Here is a 17,013-nt window from a genome sequence, read left to right as displayed (position 1 = left end):
AGCCGTTAGTCCTGCCGTAAGGCCTCGGCCAGGCTTCGCCCGTTGATATGGATCTCCGCCCGGACGGCCCCGACTGCGGAAACCGCCGTCTGGGTCAGCTGGGCTTCCACCCGCGGGGCGTCGCAGACGCCTCCCATGCTGAGCGTGCCGGCGAGGTACACCGTGACGGTGGTGCCGTCGAAGCTTCCTGAAAGGAAGGTCAGGTCCGAGTCTTCGAGCGCGTTGTAGACATCGGGGGAGGGCCGTGAGGCTTCTGCATCGGCCGGCGCAGTCAGGAGCGCGCGCACGGCGGCGGGGAGCGGTTCCTCTTGGGGGGAACTGGTATGGGCCACCCCCACCAGGCTGTCATTGCAGCCGAACCGCACTCCGTTGCTGCCGCCGTCGTCCAGGAGCACGTAGTAGGCGGTTACTGTCCGCTGGGCGGCAATACTGCCCGAGGGAACCGGCTCGGACGGGACGGGGGCCGCCGACGGCGGTGCTTCCGGCGAGGGTGAAGCTGTGGACCCGGCACGGGGCGGGGTTTCGGCAGGGCTGGGCGTGGCGCTGCCCTGCGTCTCGGGGGCTGTGCCTTCCGGGGGTGCAAATTGAGGCTGGGGAGCGGGTGCGGTGGGTACGGTTGCGCGGGTGGGGGTGGGACCGGCGTCGACGAGCGGGGCCGAGGAAGGTGGCGGTGTTTGTTGAGGAGGCGGGCTGACGCAGCCGGCGGCCCACAACGGAAGCGCCAGGGCGGATGCCGCCATGACAGCGCGCCCGCCCGTCATCCGCCTTCCCGCTATCGCCTTTCTTGCCATCCCTGCACCGCAATCCCGTCCCGGTACGTCCGTGGATTAACGTTACGGCGCGCCCGTCCGCTAAAGAATGTCCGTGAGGTACCGGTTGGGATAAGAGTTGGTCACAGCATCAAAGGCCAGGGCTGTGGTCCCCGGGTCAGGATCCCGGGCGCCCAGGCCACTCCCTGCCCGCCCAGGGGTCATAGTCGGCGACGAGTTTCTCCTGCGGCGGACGCTCCGCCTCGGGCACGTGCTGCAGGTTCACCCGCACCCGGTACCAAAGGGAACTCGATCCGCGCATCCCGTCCACCAGCACGTCCGCAGGGTGCAGGGCCGGGACGAGGTCCGCATGCCGGGACTTCCATTCGTCGAGCGCCGCGAGGGCTTCAGGCTTGCTTTTGGTGCGGGCCACCTCGATGAGCGGCATCACCGACTGCCGGCGGCCGGAGCCGTCACCGCTGCGCGGCGCTTTCTCCGCAGGCCCCAGTTCCTCCGCCAGGGCCAGGAGCTTGTCCAGTTTGCCTGCGGCCTTGTCAATCCCTGCATGGGGGTCGCCCACGTCCTTGAAGCGCGCGGGCACTGTGAGGACCGTGAACTGATCCGGATGGGCGGAGCGCACCTCTTCCCAGGAAAGCGGCGTTGAGACCCGCGCGTCGGGGAGGGGCCGGACTGAATATGCGGATGCCACCGTACGGTCCTTGGCGTTCTGGTTGAAGTCCACGAACACGCTCTCGCCGCGTTCCTCCTTCCACCACCGGGCGGTGGCGAGTCCCGGGGCCCGGTTTTCGACTTCACGGGCAAGGGTCTCGGCGGCGAGCCGCACCTCACGGTAAGACCATTCGGGCTCGATGCGCACCAGGATGTGGAGTCCGCGGGAGCCGCTGGTCTTCGGCCAGCCCACCAGTCCCGTGTCCCCGAGTACCTCCCTGGCTACATAGGCGACATCTACGATTTGCGACCAGTCCACTCCCGGCATCGGATCGAGGTCGACCCGAAGCTCATCGGGGTGCTCGAGGTCCTCCGCCCTTACCGGGTGCGGATTGAGGTCGAGGCAGCCAAGATTCACCACCCACGCCAACCCTGCGGCATCCCGGATAACAGCCTCCTCGGCCGATGTGCCGGACGCGTAGTGCAGAGTCGCCGTATCGATGAAGCCGGGATGGTTTTCGGGCACGCGCTTCTGGAAAAACGGTTCGGCGTCGATGCCCTTCGGGAAACGCTTGAGCACCATGGGCCGCCCGCCGGCGCCGCGCAGGGCGCCATCCGCGACCGCGAGGTAGTACTGCACCAGGTCAAGCTTGGTGAGCCCTGGCCCCGGGAACACCACCTTGTCCGGGCTCGAGATGCGAACCTCCGTGCCGCCGATGTCGAGGATCTCGGCCGGGGTCTTCGAGGGCGTCATTCCGTCACGCTAGCAACGATTGGATCCCGCAGCCAGAGTTGGGCGGGACACATCGTATCGGCTGTCCCCGCCGCCGGGCACAGCGGTGCCGGGACACGAAGGTGCCCGGCTTAAAGCAGCGGTGCCCGGCGCAGTTACGCACCGGGCACCGCAGAAGGCTCGTTATGCCGCAGGCTGGGAAGCTGCGAGGGCATCAAACACGCCCTTGATCTGCTCCACAACCTCTGCATCGTCCTTCGGGTGGATTTCAGCGAAGCGCACCATGGAACCCGGCACTGCGAGCTTGACGTCCTCGAGGACCTGCGCGCCGGCGATTCCTGCTGCCTTGCGTGCCTCGTCCTGGGCCCAGACCCCGCCATACTGGCCGAAGGCAGTGCCGACGACGGCCGTGGGCTTACCGGCGAGGGCGCCGGCACCGAAGGGGCGGGACAGCCAGTCGATGGCGTTCTTCAGTGCTGCGGGCACGGTGCCGTTGTGCTCCGGAGTGACCAGGAGGAGCGTGTCGGCCTCGTTTGCTGCGGCGCGCAGGGCGGCAGCAGCCGCAGGAACCTGGCCCTCGACGTCAATGTCTTCGTTATAGAAGGGAATGTTGCCCAGGTTTTCGTGAATGACGACGTCCACCTGCTCCGGCGCGTTCAGCTGGATTGCCTCGGCCAGCTTCTGGTTGGTGGACTCGGCGCGGAGGCTGCCGACGAGGGTGAGTACGGTGCTCTTGGTCATGAGAACTCCTGCAGGTTGGGGCGGCGGGAGGGGCCGCCGGCCGGGTGAATGCTGAGGCATGTGGTGCCTTCACCCATCTAAACGGACTACGGTCCGCTTCTTATTCCCCCGGTCTAGAATGTGGACTGTGAGCTTCATCCCAATGCGCCCTCCGCCCTCGCCGGGTGAGGCGGTGGAACGCAGCGATGCCGCCCGGAATCGGGAGCGCCTGCTGGAGGCGGCCCGTGACCTGATCGCGGAATGCGGGGCAGAAGGTCTGACCATGGACCGTCTTGCCGAGCACGCCGGGGTGGGCAAGGGCACCATATTTCGCCGCTTTGGCAGCCGGGCCGGCCTCATGCTCACCCTCCTCAGCGAATCCGAGGCTGCCTTTCAGGCCCGCTTTATGTTTGGGCCGCCGCCCCTGGGGCCCGGAGCGCCGGGACTGGAACGGCTTATTGCTTTTGGTGTGGAACGGATTGCTTACGTGATGGAGTTCGGTGACCTGGTGCTCGCAGCAGAGAACTCCTCCCGGGGCCGCTTTGAAGTTCCCGCTGCCGCACTGTGGCACCGCCACATCCAGGTGCTGCTCACGGAGGAGGGGTTCGCTGCGGACCCCTGGCTGATGGCGCATTCCCTCGGTGCCACCCTCGCGCCGGACCGGCTCCTCAATTTGGTCCGGGTGCATGGCGTGGGCGCGGACCGTCTGAATGACTCGTGGAGGGAGCTCGTCACACGGGTTGTCACCGGTGCGTAGAGCACGGGATACAGCATTTCGGCGTTCAGTCACATCGAGATTACAGAATTATTCATAACGATCTGGTACGGCCGGGCCGGTTTGCCCGCAACCGGCGCTTTTTCGCTAGTTGCTTGTGATAGTTTCCTCTGGAATGTGACCCGCGACATAGTCCACAAGGGCTAGGCCTGCAAAGGCTGCGGGAGCCCAGCTATCCGCTGGCAGAGGACCCGATGACGCGGCACAACCCCCGCTGATCCGGGGATAACGGAAGGATCCAGCACGTGATTGTTGATTTGCCCGACAGCCTGGCCTACCTGCTGACACCGCGGGGTTTCAACGTCCAGCTCCCGGCGGCGAAGCAGAACTAGCGCCATGCTCAGGTACCTCGCACGGCGCGGCATCACGTACGTTTTGATGATCTTCCTGACCACCTCGGCCGGATACTTCCTGGCGGTCAGCTCGCTCAAGCCCGCGCTGCTGGAGCAGGAACGGATTCCCCGGCCCACCCCAGAACAGGTGGCAAACTCGATGCGGCTCAAGGGCCTGGACCCGGACCTCAGCCCGTGGGAGCGCTACGTGGAATGGCTGACTGCCATCGTCACGCGCTGGGACTGGGGCCGCAGCCCCAACGGCGCATACATCAACGCAGAGTTCGGGGACCGGGTATGGATCTCCACCCGGCTCTTCCTGGCCTCCATCATCCTGACGCTCGTCATCGGCGTGGCACTCGGGGTCTATTCGGCAGCCCGCCAGTACAAGTTCCAGGACCGTGCCATCACGTCCTACAGTTACCTCGCCTACATTGTCCCCGCCCCCATTGCCTACTTCCTGGTGCAGCTGGGCGCCATCAGCATCAATGAAACCGTGGGGGAGCGCATCTTCTTTGTCACCGGCATCTCCACTCCCGGCATCGAACCCGGATGGGCGCAGTTCGTGGACATGCTGGCGCATTACGCCGTGCCGACCATCGCGATCACGCTGGTGGGATGGGGTTCCTACCAGATCGCCCAACGGCAATACCTGCTGGACAACGTGAACGCCGACTTTGTCCGGACGGCCCGCGCCAAGGGGCTGACCCGTAACCAGGCGATTTCCCGGCATGCCCTGCGGGTCTCGTTCATTCCCGTTGCCCAGAGCATCGCCTTCACCATTCCGGCCATCTTTGCCGGCGGCTTCTTCGCGGAAAAGATTTTCGCCTGGCCCGGCGTGGGCTCCTGGAGCATCGACGCCATCTCGCTCCAGGACGTCAACGCCGCCACCGCCACGCTGGCCTATGGTTCCGTTATTTTCGCCCTGGGGGCCATCCTGGCGGACTTCGCCACCACCCTCGTTGACCCGAGAGTGCGGGTGCAGTAGCCATGACCAACCTCAACGCCGTAGACCCGGCCGCGGTCGCGCAGGACGCGCACCTGGAAAACGCCGATGTCATCATCGGCAAGAACACCATCATCTTCCGCCGTTTTATGCGCAACAAAACGGCCGTGGCGGGTCTTGCCATCTTCCTGGCCCTGACTGTCTTCTCCTTTGTGGGCGGCTACTTCACCCAGTGGGACAAGGAGACCATAGACCCCTTCAACATCGGGATGCCGCCATCGGCCGAGCACTACCTCGGTACCTCCCAGGCCGGCATCGACCTCTACGCCATGACGGTCGAAGGTACCCGGATCTCCATCCTGATCGGCCTGATCGTGGGGCTTGTGTCCGTCCTCATCGCCGCCGTCTACGGGTGCACCATGGCCTACTTCGGCGGCAAGGTGGACAAGGTGATGCTCTTCATCCTTGAAGCGCTCATCATGATGCCGGCACTGCTGGTGGTTGCGGTTGCCACCAGCGGGGGCGGCGAAGGCCTGAAGCGGGACCTGCCGTCCTGGCTGCTGCTGATCATCGTGCTCCTGGTCTTCAGCTGGATGGGCACGGCCCGGCTGATCCGGTCGCTGTCCATGTCCCTGATGCAGCGGGACTACGTCAAAGCGGCCCAGTACATGGGTGTCCCGCCGCGGCGGATCGTCTGGCGGCACCTGGTTCCCAACATCGGCTCCCTGCTGGTCCTGGACATCACCCGGGGCGTCACCGGCGCCATCCTTGCCGAGGTCGCCTTCTCGTTCATCGGCATCGGCATCAAAGTCCCGGACGTCAGCCTGGGCGTCCTCATTGGCGGCGCCACCTCGCAGGTCCAGACCTTTCCCTGGATGTTCTGGGTGCCGTTGACCGTAATGTTCCTGCTCACGGGCTCGCTGGCCATGATGAACGACGGACTGCGCGACGCCTTCGACCCCAGCTCCAGTTCAAGCGGCAGTGCCAAAAAACGCAGTACCCGGAAAACCCGTGTTAAGGGGAAGTCCTCATGAGCAGCGAAATTGCCGCCGGGCCAGCCGAACAGCCCCCATCAACAGTGGAACGACTGCACGTCGCAGGCCTGCACGCCCCCACGGATGCAGTCCTGTCAGTCCGGAACCTGAACGTCCGCTTCAACACCGAGAACGGCGTAGTCCACGCAGTCCGTGGTGTCGATTTTGACCTCCTGCCCGGCAAGACGCTGGGTATTGTGGGCGAATCGGGCTCCGGCAAATCCGTCACGTCCCTGGCTATCATGGGGCTCCTCCCCGCTGCAGCGGAAGTTTCCGGTTCCGTCCGGCTCAAGGGCAAGGAGTTGCTGGGCCTCAGCGACAAAGCCATGTGCCAGTACCGCGGCAACGAGTTGGCAATGGTCTTCCAGGACCCGCTGTCTTCCCTGACACCGGTGTTCACCGTCGGCACGCAGATCGCGGAAGCACTCTCCATCCACAACCCAACGATGAGCAGACAGGCCAAAGAAGCCCGCGCCGTCGAACTTTTGGCCATGGTGGGCATTCCGAGCCCCAAGGACAGGCTGAAGGCCTTTCCGCATGAGTTCTCCGGGGGCATGCGCCAGCGGGTGATGATCGCCATCGCGATCGCGAACAACCCGCGCGTCCTGATCGCTGATGAGCCGACGACGGCGCTGGACGTCACCATCCAGGCCCAGGTGCTGGAGGTGCTGCATACCGCCCAGGAGGAGACGGGGGCCGCCGTCGTGATGATCACGCACGACCTCGGCGTGGTGGCCGGGATGGCAGACGACATCATGGTGATGTACGCCGGCAAGCCCGTGGAGACCGGCGCGGTGGACGACATCTACTACAACCCGAGGATGCCCTACACAATGGGACTGCTCGGCGCCGTGCCGCGCGTTGACGTGGCGGAGAAGTCGTCCCTGGTGCCCATTGAGGGCATGCCGCCCAACCTGATCCAGACGCCCACCGGGTGCTCGTTCGCGCCACGCTGCCCGCTGGCCTCGGACGCGTGCCTGGAGGGCGAGCCGGCGTTGGCGGCGGTACCGGGAAGTGCCCTTCACCGCGCCGCCTGCATCAAGTCCGGATCCCTGGGCGGCGAAGTCGACGTCCACGACGTCTTCTCGGCTCCGCCGGTTGCAGTGTCCCGCTTTGATGCCATACCCCGCGGGGAACGCTCCCCGGTGCTGCAGCTCAAGGACGTGCGAAAGCACTTCCCGCTGACCAAGGGGGCATTGCTGAAGCGCCGGATTGGCACTGTCAAGGCCGTGGACGGAGTCAGCTTCGACATCCGCGAGGGCGAGTGCTTCTCGATTGTGGGCGAGTCCGGTTCCGGAAAGACCACCACCCTGCTGGAAATCATGGAGTTCCACAAGGACCAGGACGGCGAGGTGGTGATTGGCGGCATCAGCAACAAGCAGGCTGCCGACGCCAGGACCAAGAGCGCAATGCGCCGCGAGATGCAGATGGTGTTCCAGGATCCCACCGGCGCGCTCGATCCGCGCTTTACGGTCTACGAGGTGCTCGCCGAGCCGCTTCAGAACGCCGGCATGGATAAGCCGGCCATCAGGAAGCGCATCATGGAACTGATGAAGCTGGTGGGCCTGCAGCCGGACCACGTCAACCGGTTCCCCAACCAGTTTTCCGGCGGACAGCGCCAGCGGGTGGGCATTGCCCGCGCTTTGGCCGTGAATCCGAAGCTGGTGGTCCTGGACGAGCCTGTCTCCGCCCTCGACGTTTCCGTCCAGGCCGGCGTGATCAACCTCCTGGACAAGCTCCGGGCCGAGCTGGGCCTCAGCTACCTGATGGTGGCCCACGACCTTTCGGTGGTGCGGCACATCTCCAACCGGGTGGCTGTTATGTACTTGGGCAAGATCGTGGAGATCGGAGAAGTGGACCGGGTGTTCGACAACCCCCGCCATCCCTACACCCGGGCGCTGCTCTCGGCCATCCCGGTGCCGGACCCGCAGGTGGAGCGGACCAGGGAGCGCATCATCCTGCGGGGCGACCTGCCTTCCCCGCTTGACGCACCCAAGGGCTGCAACTTTGCCACCCGGTGCCCCGTCTTCGCAGCCCTGCCGCCCGTAAAACAGGAAAAGTGCCTCACCCTGGAGCCCCCGCTGGAAGCGGTGGCACCCTCGGCTGCGGCCCAGGCTTTGGCCGCCCACCCGCTGCCCGCCGTGGACCAGCGCTTCGCCTGCTTCTTCCCTGACGGGGAACTGGACGAGGACATGCTGGTAGTCCACGAATCACCGGACCACCATGCGCCTTGAGTTTTTTCGACCCATCACCAGCATCACCACCTGCAATAACGAAGGGAACACCATGAGGAATCTGAACAAGATCGGCGGAGCTGCGGCCATTGCCGCTGCTCTGGCGCTGACGGCGTGCGGCGCCGGCGGTGGCGGGGCCACCGGGCCGGAGACGGCCAAGGGCCAGGAGGCAGGCAGCGACCTGTCCAAGCTCATCAGTGTCAACGAAAAGCCCGCTGCCGATCTTGAACAGGGCGGCAAGGTCACCCTTCCGCTGGGCAACATCGGCCCGGACTTCAACGGCTTTTCCAACAACGGCAACAGCGCAGACACTTCTGCATTGATGGCACCGATCAACCCGGTCGCGGTCTCGGGCGGCGGCATCGGCGGCTGCTGGAAGGTCGACTTCGAAGGCAAGGCTTCGCCTAATAAGGACTTCTGCGAGGAGGTTACGAACGAAGTCAAAGATGGCAAACAGACCATCACCATCAAGGTCAACGAGAAGGCCACCTACAACGACGGCACCCCCATCGACGTCAAGGCCTTCCAGAACACCTGGAACATCCTGAAGAGCCCGGACGCCGGCTACGACATTGTCACTTCCGGAGCCTACGAATTCGTTGAATCCGTTGAGGCCGGCAGCAGCGACAAGGAAGTCATCGTCAAGACCAGCCGGCCGGTATACCCGCTGGAAGACCTGTTCTTCGGCCTGATCCACCCCGCCGTCAACACGCCGCAGATCTTCAACGAGGGCTTCAACGGTGAACTGCACCCGGAGTGGATGGCAGGCCCGTTCAAGCTGGACCAGTACGATACCGCAGCCAAAACAGTATCCCTGGTGCCCAACGAGAAGTGGTGGGGCACCAAGCCGGTCCTGGAAAGCGTGGTGTTCCGCCAACTTGAGAGCAGCGCCCAGATCGCGGCCTTCAAGAACGGTGAAATCGATGGAATCTCCGCCAACACCGTCTCCCTCTACAAGCAGCTGGAAGGCAGCAAGGACTCAGAGGTCCGCCGCGGCCAGCGCCTGTTCGCCGGCGGCTTGAATCTCAACGCCCAGCGCATCACTGACGTGGCCGTCCGCAAGGCGATCTTCGCAGCAGTGGACCGTGAGGCCATCCGCAAGGTGCGGTTCAACGGCCTGAACTGGGAGGAGCCCAGCTCCGGCTCCATGATGCTGCTGCCGTTCTCCGAGTACTACCAGGACAACTACCCTGTGAAGGAAACGGGTCCGGACGCGGCCAAGAAGGTGCTGACCGACGCCGGCTACACCGCCAACGCCAACGGCATCATGGAGAAGGACGGCAAGCCCGCCGCGTTTAAGATCAGCAACTTCGGTGACGATCCAACGGCGCTGGCCGTCGCACAGACCCTGCAGAAGCAGCTCCAGGCCGGCGGCATGGATGTTGGTATTGACCAGCGCGCTTCGGCCGACTTCGGCAAGGTCCTGGGCTCACGCGAATTCGACGTGAGCATCTCGGGCTACACCGTCGGTGCGGACGCAACATCCGCCGTCAAGCAGTACTACGACTCCAAGACCAATGAGAACCAGCTGGGCGATGCCGAGCTGGACAAGAAGATCGCCGACCTGGCGTCCATCGAGGACAACGCCGAGCGCAACAAGGCAGCCATGGAAGTTGAAAAGGAACACATGGCGAAGTACTACTCCATGGGTGTGGTCTTCAACGGCCCGCAGATCTCCTTCGTCCGCACCGGCCTGGCCAATTACGGCCCGTCCCTGTTCCAGAGCCTGTCCCAGGTCCCGGACTGGACCACCCTCGGCTGGGAAAAGAAGTAACAGCCCGCCCCAGCTGAAGAGCAACTGAATACGGCAATACGGCAAGACGCGAGGCCGGCATCTCCTGGGACATCAGGGGTGCCGGCTTCGCCGTTCCTGCAACGCTCTCTCACTTACCGCGCCTTTTCCTGCAACGCTCTCTCACTTACCGCGGGGTTTCCCGCGACGCTCTCTCACTTTGCTTCGAACGGGGCCGGCGCACACGTGCGGGAGTAGCGTAGCCCTATGACTGACTCCGCCGCTCCACGCACCATCCGCACGGCCGTCGTCGGCTACGGCCTGTCCGGCAGCGTCTTCCACGCGCCCTTGATCGGTACGGACCGACGCTACTCGTTGGACGTCATCGCCACATCCAATGTGGAGCGGCAGAAAGCAGCCACTGCCCGTTACCCCGGCGTAAGGACCGTGCACGACGGCGATGCCGTCCTTGCGCGCGCCGCCGACCTTGACCTCGTGGTCCTGGGCACCCCGCCGGCCACGCATTACCCTCTCGCCAAGGCAGCGCTGGAGGCCGGCCTGGATGTGGTGGTGGACAAGCCGTTTGCGGTGACCGGTGAGGAAGGACAGGAACTTGTTGCCCTCGCCCAACAACTGGGCCGGGTGCTGACGGTGTTCCAGAACAGGCGGTGGGACGGTGACTTCCTGACGCTCCGGAAGCTCCTGGCGGCGGACGCCTTGGGGAAAGTGACCAGGTTTGAGTCGCGGTTTGAGCGCTGGTCCCCCGCTATCGCCAAGGCGTGGAAGGCGCACGCCACCGCCTCGGATGGTGGCGGCGTCCTGTTCGACCTCGGCAGCCATCTGATCGACCAGGCGCTCCTGCTGTTTGGTCCCGCGACGGTGGTCCACGCCGAGCTGAAGGCCCGGCGCGCGGACGAGCGGGCGGATGACGACGTCTTCCTGGTGCTGCGGCACGACACCGGAGTCCTGAGCCACCTCACGATGAACATGCTCTGTGCGCAGCAGGGCCCGCGGTTCCGAGTGTTGGGTTCCGTGGGCGGCTTCACCAAAAATGGCGTGGACCCGCAGGAGCCCTACATCGTTGCCGGCGGCAGCCCCCTGGACGAGGAGTACGGTGAGGAAGCGCCGGAGTGGGCAGGGCTCCTGGGCCGGGACGGCCACCTGGATGCCCTGCCCACCGAGCGGGGCGCCTACCCGGAGTTCTACCGGCTCCTGGCGGACAAAATCCTCGACGGCGGCACGGCCTCAAAGCTGCCGCTCCCGGTAGACCCGGCCGGACCAGTCGAAGTCCTCAAACTAATAAAACAAGCACGCGAACTGTCTTCGGCGAGAGCTTAAACGTAAGGACGGCAGCCATCCAGAAAGCGTGCGTCAGAGCGACGAAGGAGCAGCACGCGTTGGATGACTGCCGTCCTTACGGCAGCAGGGAGTACTAAGCCGAAACCAGTTCGTGCCAGTCCGCTACGAGGGGCAGGTTGTGCGCCTCCGAGACGGAGTGGTGGGCTACGTGGCCCGCTGCGATGTTAAGGCCGAGGGCGAGGGCGGGGTCGCGGTCGAAGGCGGCCTTGACGCCGAGGTTGGCCAGGGACACGGCGTACCGCAGGGTCACGTTGGTCAGCGCGTAGGTGGAGGTGTTCGGTACGGCACCGGGCATGTTGGCCACGCAGTAGAAGATGGCGTTGTGGACCTTGTACGTGGGTTCCTGGTGCGTGGTGGGGTGGGTGTCCTCGAAGCAGCCGCCCTGGTCCACGGCGATGTCCACCAGGACTGATCCGGGCTTCATGCGGGCCACGAGATCGTTGGTGACCAGCTTGGGGGCCTTGGCACCCGGGATGAGGACGGAACCGATCACCAGGTCGGCATCCACCACGGACTTTTCGATCTCGTAGGAGTTTGACGCCACGGTCTTGAGCCGGCCCTGGTACTGGGCGTCCAGCTCGCGCAGGCGGTTGATGTTGATGTCCATGATGGTGACGTCCGCACCCAGACCCAGTGCCATGGCGGCAGCGTTGGTTCCGGCAACACCGGCACCCAGGACAACCACCTTGGCGGGCCGGACGCCGGGTACGCCGCCCAGCAGCACACCCTTGCCGCCGGCGGGGGCCATCAGCGAAGCGGCGCCCACCTGCACGGAGAGCCGGCCGGCCACCTCTGACATGGGGGCCAGCAGCGGCAGGGTGCGGCCTTCCTGAACCGTTTCGTACGCGATGGCGGTGACGCCTGAGTTGATGAGCTCGCGGGTGAGTTCAGGCTCGGCGGCGAGGTGGAGGTAGGTGAAGAGGATCAGGCCCTTGCGGAAGCGGTGGTACTCGGCCTTGATGGGTTCCTTGACCTTCATGACCATGTCGGCGCGGGCCCAGACGTCATCGGCGTCGTTGACGATCTCGGCTCCGGCAATGGCGTATTCCTCGTCCGTGATGCCTGAGCCCAGCCCTGCACCGCGCTCCACCAGCACGGTGTGGCCGTGGCTGCGGAACTCGTGGACACCGGCGGCGGTGATGGCCACCCGGAATTCGTTGTTCTTGATTTCTTTGGGGACACCGATGATCATCGTGGGCTCCAGGTTCTCGGCTGGTAAGCCGGAAAGTGCGGAAGATTCTGTGTTTCCACGATAAATCCGTTGTGAGCCAGCCGACACAGGGAGCTGACGGGCGGAACGGGGAGAACCGCGTGATTCCGCGGTTTTCGCCGCCGCCGCTTCGACATTTGTTCAGTGCTTAGGCATCAGGTGTCGCCTCGTGTCCGTTCAAGCAGGCTGGCGGAAAAGCAGTAGTGTTGGGCCATGCAGCAGGGCGTGGAGCAACTGGTCGAGCAGGTGGCCCAGAAACTGGGCCGGGGCCTGTCCCTGGAAGACCTGGACGGTGTGCTGCTCGCCTACAGCTCCAACCAGTCCCACGCCGACCGGGTCCGCGTGAACTTCCTGCTCAGCAAGAAGGTGCCGGGGGATGTCAGCGCCTGGCAGCTGTCCCACGGCATTGCCACCGCCGTCCGGCCCGTGGTGGTCCCCGCAAACCCGCACCTTGGGATGCTGGGCCGTGTCTGTGTCCCACTGATGGTCCGCGGCTTCAGGGTGGGTTATCTCTGGGTCCAGCAGGACTCCGTAGAGGAAAATCCGACGGCGATCCTCACCCAACTGCCGTCAGTCACCAACGAACTCGAGATGCTCTCCGGGCTGCTGCTCGATTCGAACACCGCGGAGTCTGAATTCCGGCGCGGACGTGAACGGGAATTCCTGGCAGCCTGCGCCGGCGAAACCAATGCCGTGGCGGCAGTGGCTGGGTGGAAAGAGGTCCAGGGCCGCGGGCCGTGGCAGATGGTCACTGTGCTCGACGCCGACGGATGGGCAGGCGGGCCCGATCCCATCGCCTCAACCCTGATCCACCGTTCGGTGGCGCTCCAGGCAACGGTGGGAGTTGATGCCACCCTCTTCAGCGCCGGGACCGAAACCCACTCTGTCGTCCTGTTCCGCGAGTCATCGGGCCGTGCGAACCACGCCCAGGTCCTGGTGCACTACCAGCTGGAGTTGGCCAAGCGCTCCGGCCGGCCGGTCCACCGCATCATCCTGGGGATCAGCGAAGGGTTTGCCCGGCCGCGGGAGCTCGCCGAGGCCTACCGGCAGTCCAGGCTCGCCGCACAGGCTGCCGCGGTGGACCCGCAGCTCGGGGAACTGGTGGACTGCCGGTCCACCGGCGTCTATCAGCTGCTGGCCTCTGCGGGGGGAGGGGCTGGTGCGTGGGCTGACTCCGGGTCCGTGTACTTCCGCATGCTTGAGGACCACGACCGCAACGGCGAACTAATCCCGGTCCTGGAACTGCTGTACGACAACGACGGTTCCGTCCAGGACGTGGCCGCGAAGCTCCACCTGCACCGCAGCAGCATCTACAACCGGCTGGGCCGGATCCGCCAGGTGCTGGGCGTGGATCCGCTGAAAGGGCTGCCCCGCCTGGAACTCCACGCTGCCCTCAAGATGCGTCGCTGGGCTCTTCGCCCCCGGATCTGAGGTCCCCGTCTGCCTGGTCCGCAGCCGCCTTTTTCTGCCGGTCCTTCTTCTGCCCCTCCAGCCACGCCATGATCGCCGCCAAGGGAATCCTCCGGTGGCTGCCGCGGTATTCCACTGGAATCTCGCCGCGGTCCGTCATGTTGCGCAGGTAGGTGTGCGAGATTCCGGCCAGTTCTGCAGCTTTAGACGTGGTCAGCATTTCCTCCACGCTGCTCACGGTCACAGCCTCGCCGCGGCTGAACCGCAGCAGGAGGTCAACGACGGCGTCCCGCGCCACGGGCGGCAGCCGGTGGACGGTACCGTCCACGAAAACCGTGATGTCGTCGCTGCCGGCCAGGGCCTGCTGGAGCTTTACAGCCTCCTCCGGCGGAAGGGCGCCGGCCATCCTGGGAGCAATGAGTGCCATGGCCCCAGCCTACCGCTGGATTCCGGCCTGCCCGTGTGCCGGCCCCGGTGTGCCCGGCCTCCCGTGACCCGGCCTGCCGGGGCGCCTTTGGCTCCGGCGGTATGCTCGGCTGATGGCATTAACTGGTGGCCGGGACGTTGAATCCGGTGGTTTGCAGGGAAGGCTCTACGCCTCCGTCCAGCCGGCGGAGATGGGAGCGCGGCCAGCGTACGTGCTGCTGCACGGCATCGGTGTCTCCCACCGCTACCTGGCCCGGCTTCACCAGGAGCTGGCAAAATCAGCGGACGTTTACTCCTTTGACCTGCCCGGCTTTGGAAAGGCGTCAAGCCCCGGACGCCGGCTGCAGGTTGAAGAGTTCGCTGCGTTCGTTGGCGATGTCCTGACGGAGGCCGGGGTCAACAATTACGTGCCGGTGGGCCACTCGATGGGCACGCAGTTCGCGGTGGAACTGGCGTTGCGGGAACCTGAGCGGGTATCCGGCGCAGTCCTGATGGGACCAGTGGTGGAATCGGGCAGAAAGTCGGTGGCCAGGCAGGCGATGGCGCTGACGCGCGACGCGATGTTCAGCGAGTCCCTGACCTCCAACGCCATCGTGTTCAGCGACTACTTCCGGGCGGGCCCGCGCTGGTACCTGACCGAACTGCCGGTGATGATGGAATACCCGCTGGAGGAACGGCTGGCCGCTGTCCGCCAGCCCGTGCTGGTGCTCCGCGGAACCAAGGACGCCATTGCCCGCCGGCCCTGGTGCGTGCACCTCGCTGAGGTTGCCCAGCAGGGAACGATGGCCGAAATCCTGGGCCAGGGCCACGTCTTCCAGCACACCGCACCGGAAATCGCGGCCCAGGCCATCAGCGGCTGGGTCCGGGCAGTGAACGGGTTCGACGTTACGGCCTGACGGCCCCCGCCGGCAGGGCGGGGGCCGGCAGCGTCAGAGCCCCAGTTCCTCCAGGACGGGCAGCTTTTCGCGCACCCACGCCCGGGCCTCCGTGGCGCTGGGCGCGGACAGGGCGAGCTTGGCGAGCTGCTGAGCTTCCTCCAGGGTCACCGTCTTAAGCACCGCAGCGACGGCGGCCAGGGAGCGCGCGGTCATGGACAGTGTGCTCACGCCCAGGCCGGTAAGGACGACGGCGAGCGCCGGGTCCGCGGCCGCCTCACCGCAGACGCCCACGGGTTTGTTGCTGCCCTCGGCGCGTGATCCCTCCACCGTCAGCCCAACCAGGCGCAGGACAGCGGGCTGCCACGGTGTGTTGAGGTTGGCGAGGGGGCCAAGCTGGCGGTCGGCGGCCATGGCGTACTGGGTGAGGTCGTTGGTGCCAAGGCTCGCAAAGCCGACTTCGCGGAGGATGGCTTCAGCAGTGAGGGCAGCGGAAGGAACCTCCACCATCACGCCGGGGGTCTTGATGCCGGCATCTGCGCACATGGAGGCAAACCGGGCAGCCTCTTCCGCCGTCGAGATCATAGGGGCCATCACCCACACATCCGCTTCAGACTGTTGCTCAGCCAGCGCGATGGCTTCCAGCTGCCGGTCCAGGACGCCGGGGGTGGTGAAGTCGGTGCGGTAGCCGCGGACGCCCAGGGCGGGGTTGGGCTCAGTGGAGTCTGTCAGGAAGGGGAGCGGCTTGTCCGCGCCGGCATCGAGCGTGCGCAAAACAACCTTCTTGCCCGGGAAGGCATCAAAGACCTTCTTGTAGGCAAGGGCCTGCTCCTCGACGGAGGGTTCGGTGTCACGTTCCAGGAAGCAGAACTCCGTGCGGAACAGGCCCACGCCCTGGGCTCCCAGCTTGGCGGCTGCCTCGGCGTCCTTGCCGCCGCCCACGTTGGCGAGCAGGGGGACCAGGTGGCCATCCGCCGTCGAGCCCGTGCCGCTGAACTCGGCCAGCAGCGAAGCCGTGGCCGCCCATGCCTCAGCTGCGGCACGCAAGGACTCGTCCGGCTCGGACGTGACGGTGCCCGCGGCACCGTCCAGATACACTTCCGTGCCGTCCGGAAGTTCGTCCACCCCTACTGCTGCGACGACGGCGGGAAGGCCGAGGGAGCGGGCGATGATGGCGGTGTGGGACTGGGGCCCGCCGCCTGAAGTTACCAGGGCCAGGACCTTGTTCGGGTCCAGGGTGGCGGTGTCGGCCGGGGCCAGGTCCTCGGCCACCAGGACAAAGGGCGTGCTGGATGCGGGGATACCTGGGGCGGGGACACCGCGCAGTGCGGCCACGATCCGGGCGCGTACGTCGAGGACGTCGGTGGCGCGCTCGGCCATGTAGCCGCCCAGATTGTGAAGCATTTCCGAGACCGAGGAGCCGGACTCCCAGATGGCGCGTTCAGCTGATGTGCCGCGGGCAACGAGCTTGGCGGCACCCTTGATCAGCATCGTGTCCTTGGCCATCAGTGCCGTGGCTTCCAGGACTGCTTTGCCGTCGCCGGTGGCATGGGCGGCACGCGCTTTGAGCTCGTCGTGCACGGCCTGCGAGGCCGCCTTCAGCGCTGCTGTGGCTTCCTCGGCGGTGGTGCCTGCTGCCAGTTGCTCGCCGGCCGGGGGCTCGCTGATGGGTTTGGGCATCTGCCGGACGCTGCCGATAACGCGGCCTGGACTGACGCCTACTCCTGGGAAGTTCTGCACTGAAGGTCCTCATTCTCTGCCGGTTGCCAGGCCCGCCGATGTTGTCCGGCGCCATGCCGGTCCGCCGCA

Annotated in this window: 14 protein-coding genes; 8 read left to right on the top strand and 6 right to left on the bottom strand. The window is 65.6% G+C overall.

Translation table 11 applies throughout. The annotated features are described in order from the left end of the window. Positions 1-5: 5 nt before the first annotated feature. The 3 genes from M1D93_RS19320 to M1D93_RS19310 all read right to left on the bottom strand — a co-directional run bounded on the left by M1D93_RS19320 (position 6) and on the right by M1D93_RS19310 (position 2,892). Complete coding sequence (locus M1D93_RS19320) at positions 6-761, bottom strand: GerMN domain-containing protein (RefSeq protein WP_461173049.1); 756 nt, start codon at positions 759-761, stop codon at positions 6-8. A 166-nt stretch (positions 762-927) separates the two neighbouring features. Then, positions 928-2,172: a non-homologous end-joining DNA ligase gene (gene ligD, locus M1D93_RS19315; RefSeq protein WP_461173048.1), complete on the bottom strand. Its 1,245-nt coding sequence runs from the start codon at positions 2,170-2,172 to the stop codon at positions 928-930. Between the two features lie 162 nt (positions 2,173-2,334). Then, on the bottom strand, positions 2,335-2,892 hold the full coding sequence (locus M1D93_RS19310; RefSeq protein ID WP_461173047.1) for an NAD(P)H-dependent oxidoreductase: 558 nt from the start codon (positions 2,890-2,892) through the stop codon (positions 2,335-2,337). Between the two features lie 127 nt (positions 2,893-3,019). Here M1D93_RS19310 and M1D93_RS19305 point away from each other — a divergent pair, with 127 nt between their 5' ends. The 6 genes from M1D93_RS19305 (at position 3,020) to M1D93_RS19280 (ending at position 11,262) form a co-directional block, all read left to right on the top strand. Continuing rightward, positions 3,020-3,628, top strand: a complete 609-nt coding sequence (locus M1D93_RS19305; RefSeq protein WP_461173046.1) for a TetR/AcrR family transcriptional regulator — start codon at positions 3,020-3,022, stop codon at positions 3,626-3,628. A gap of 354 nt (positions 3,629-3,982) precedes the next feature. After that, a complete protein-coding gene (locus tag M1D93_RS19300; protein WP_461173045.1) occupies positions 3,983-4,966 on the top strand; it encodes an ABC transporter permease in 984 nt (327 codons plus the stop codon). A 2-nt stretch (positions 4,967-4,968) separates the two neighbouring features. Beyond that, entirely contained in the window at positions 4,969-5,958 is a 990-nt protein-coding gene (locus M1D93_RS19295) for an ABC transporter permease (protein ID WP_461173044.1), read from the top strand. Further along, complete coding sequence (locus tag M1D93_RS19290) at positions 5,955-8,192, top strand: dipeptide ABC transporter ATP-binding protein (protein WP_461173043.1); 2,238 nt, start codon at positions 5,955-5,957, stop codon at positions 8,190-8,192. The genes M1D93_RS19295 and M1D93_RS19290 overlap by 4 nt, the downstream gene beginning before the upstream one ends. Positions 8,193-8,244: 52 nt before the next feature. Next, positions 8,245-9,966, top strand: coding sequence for an ABC transporter family substrate-binding protein (locus tag M1D93_RS19285; RefSeq protein WP_461173042.1), 1,722 nt, complete (start codon positions 8,245-8,247; stop codon positions 9,964-9,966). 225 nt (positions 9,967-10,191) lie between these two features. Continuing rightward, a complete protein-coding gene (locus M1D93_RS19280) occupies positions 10,192-11,262 on the top strand; it encodes a Gfo/Idh/MocA family protein (protein WP_461173041.1) in 1,071 nt (356 codons plus the stop codon). Between the two features lie 94 nt (positions 11,263-11,356). On the opposite strand, the gene ald is transcribed toward M1D93_RS19280, so the two are convergent. Further along, positions 11,357-12,475 (bottom strand): alanine dehydrogenase, encoded by a 1,119-nt coding sequence (gene ald / locus M1D93_RS19275; RefSeq protein ID WP_461173040.1) that lies wholly within the window; start codon positions 12,473-12,475, stop codon positions 11,357-11,359. A gap of 231 nt (positions 12,476-12,706) precedes the next feature. On the opposite strand from ald, the gene M1D93_RS19270 reads away from it, so the two are divergent. Then, positions 12,707-13,924: a PucR family transcriptional regulator gene (locus M1D93_RS19270; RefSeq protein WP_461173039.1), complete on the top strand. Its 1,218-nt coding sequence runs from the start codon at positions 12,707-12,709 to the stop codon at positions 13,922-13,924. Here the strand turns inward: M1D93_RS19270 and M1D93_RS19265 are convergent. After that, positions 13,887-14,330, bottom strand: coding sequence for a helix-turn-helix domain-containing protein (locus M1D93_RS19265; protein ID WP_461173038.1), 444 nt, complete (start codon positions 14,328-14,330; stop codon positions 13,887-13,889). The genes M1D93_RS19270 and M1D93_RS19265 overlap by 38 nt on opposite strands. Before the next feature lie 112 nt (positions 14,331-14,442). Here M1D93_RS19265 and M1D93_RS19260 point away from each other — a divergent pair, with 112 nt between their 5' ends. Beyond that, entirely contained in the window at positions 14,443-15,225 is a 783-nt protein-coding gene (locus M1D93_RS19260; RefSeq protein ID WP_461173037.1) for an alpha/beta fold hydrolase, read from the top strand. Positions 15,226-15,258: 33 nt separating this feature from the next. Here the strand turns inward: M1D93_RS19260 and ptsP are convergent, their stop codons facing one another. After that, positions 15,259-16,944: a phosphoenolpyruvate--protein phosphotransferase gene (gene ptsP / locus M1D93_RS19255; protein WP_461173036.1), complete on the bottom strand. Its 1,686-nt coding sequence runs from the start codon at positions 16,942-16,944 to the stop codon at positions 15,259-15,261. Positions 16,945-17,013 lie beyond the last annotated feature (69 nt).

It is taken from the genome of Arthrobacter sp. Z1-9 (assembly GCF_054792695.1).
This window is presented reverse-complemented; position numbering and strand designations above follow the sequence as displayed.

Coding starts and splice junctions, on each gene's coding strand:
- M1D93_RS19320 (WP_461173049.1), bottom strand. CDS start 761: ATGACGGGCGGGCGCGCTGTCATGGCGGCATCCGCCCTGGCGCTTCCG.
- ligD (WP_461173048.1), bottom strand. CDS start 2,172: ATGACGCCCTCGAAGACCCCGGCCGAGATCCTCGACATCGGCGGCACG.
- M1D93_RS19310 (WP_461173047.1), bottom strand. CDS start 2,892: ATGACCAAGAGCACCGTACTCACCCTCGTCGGCAGCCTCCGCGCCGAG.
- M1D93_RS19300 (WP_461173045.1), top strand. CDS start 3,983: ATGCTCAGGTACCTCGCACGGCGCGGCATCACGTACGTTTTGATGATC.
- M1D93_RS19295 (WP_461173044.1), top strand. CDS start 4,969: ATGACCAACCTCAACGCCGTAGACCCGGCCGCGGTCGCGCAGGACGCG.
- M1D93_RS19290 (WP_461173043.1), top strand. CDS start 5,955: ATGAGCAGCGAAATTGCCGCCGGGCCAGCCGAACAGCCCCCATCAACA.
- M1D93_RS19285 (WP_461173042.1), top strand. CDS start 8,245: ATGAGGAATCTGAACAAGATCGGCGGAGCTGCGGCCATTGCCGCTGCT.
- M1D93_RS19280 (WP_461173041.1), top strand. CDS start 10,192: ATGACTGACTCCGCCGCTCCACGCACCATCCGCACGGCCGTCGTCGGC.
- ald (WP_461173040.1), bottom strand. CDS start 12,475: ATGATCATCGGTGTCCCCAAAGAAATCAAGAACAACGAATTCCGGGTG.
- M1D93_RS19270 (WP_461173039.1), top strand. CDS start 12,707: ATGCAGCAGGGCGTGGAGCAACTGGTCGAGCAGGTGGCCCAGAAACTG.
- M1D93_RS19265 (WP_461173038.1), bottom strand. CDS start 14,330: ATGGCACTCATTGCTCCCAGGATGGCCGGCGCCCTTCCGCCGGAGGAG.
- M1D93_RS19260 (WP_461173037.1), top strand. CDS start 14,443: ATGGCATTAACTGGTGGCCGGGACGTTGAATCCGGTGGTTTGCAGGGA.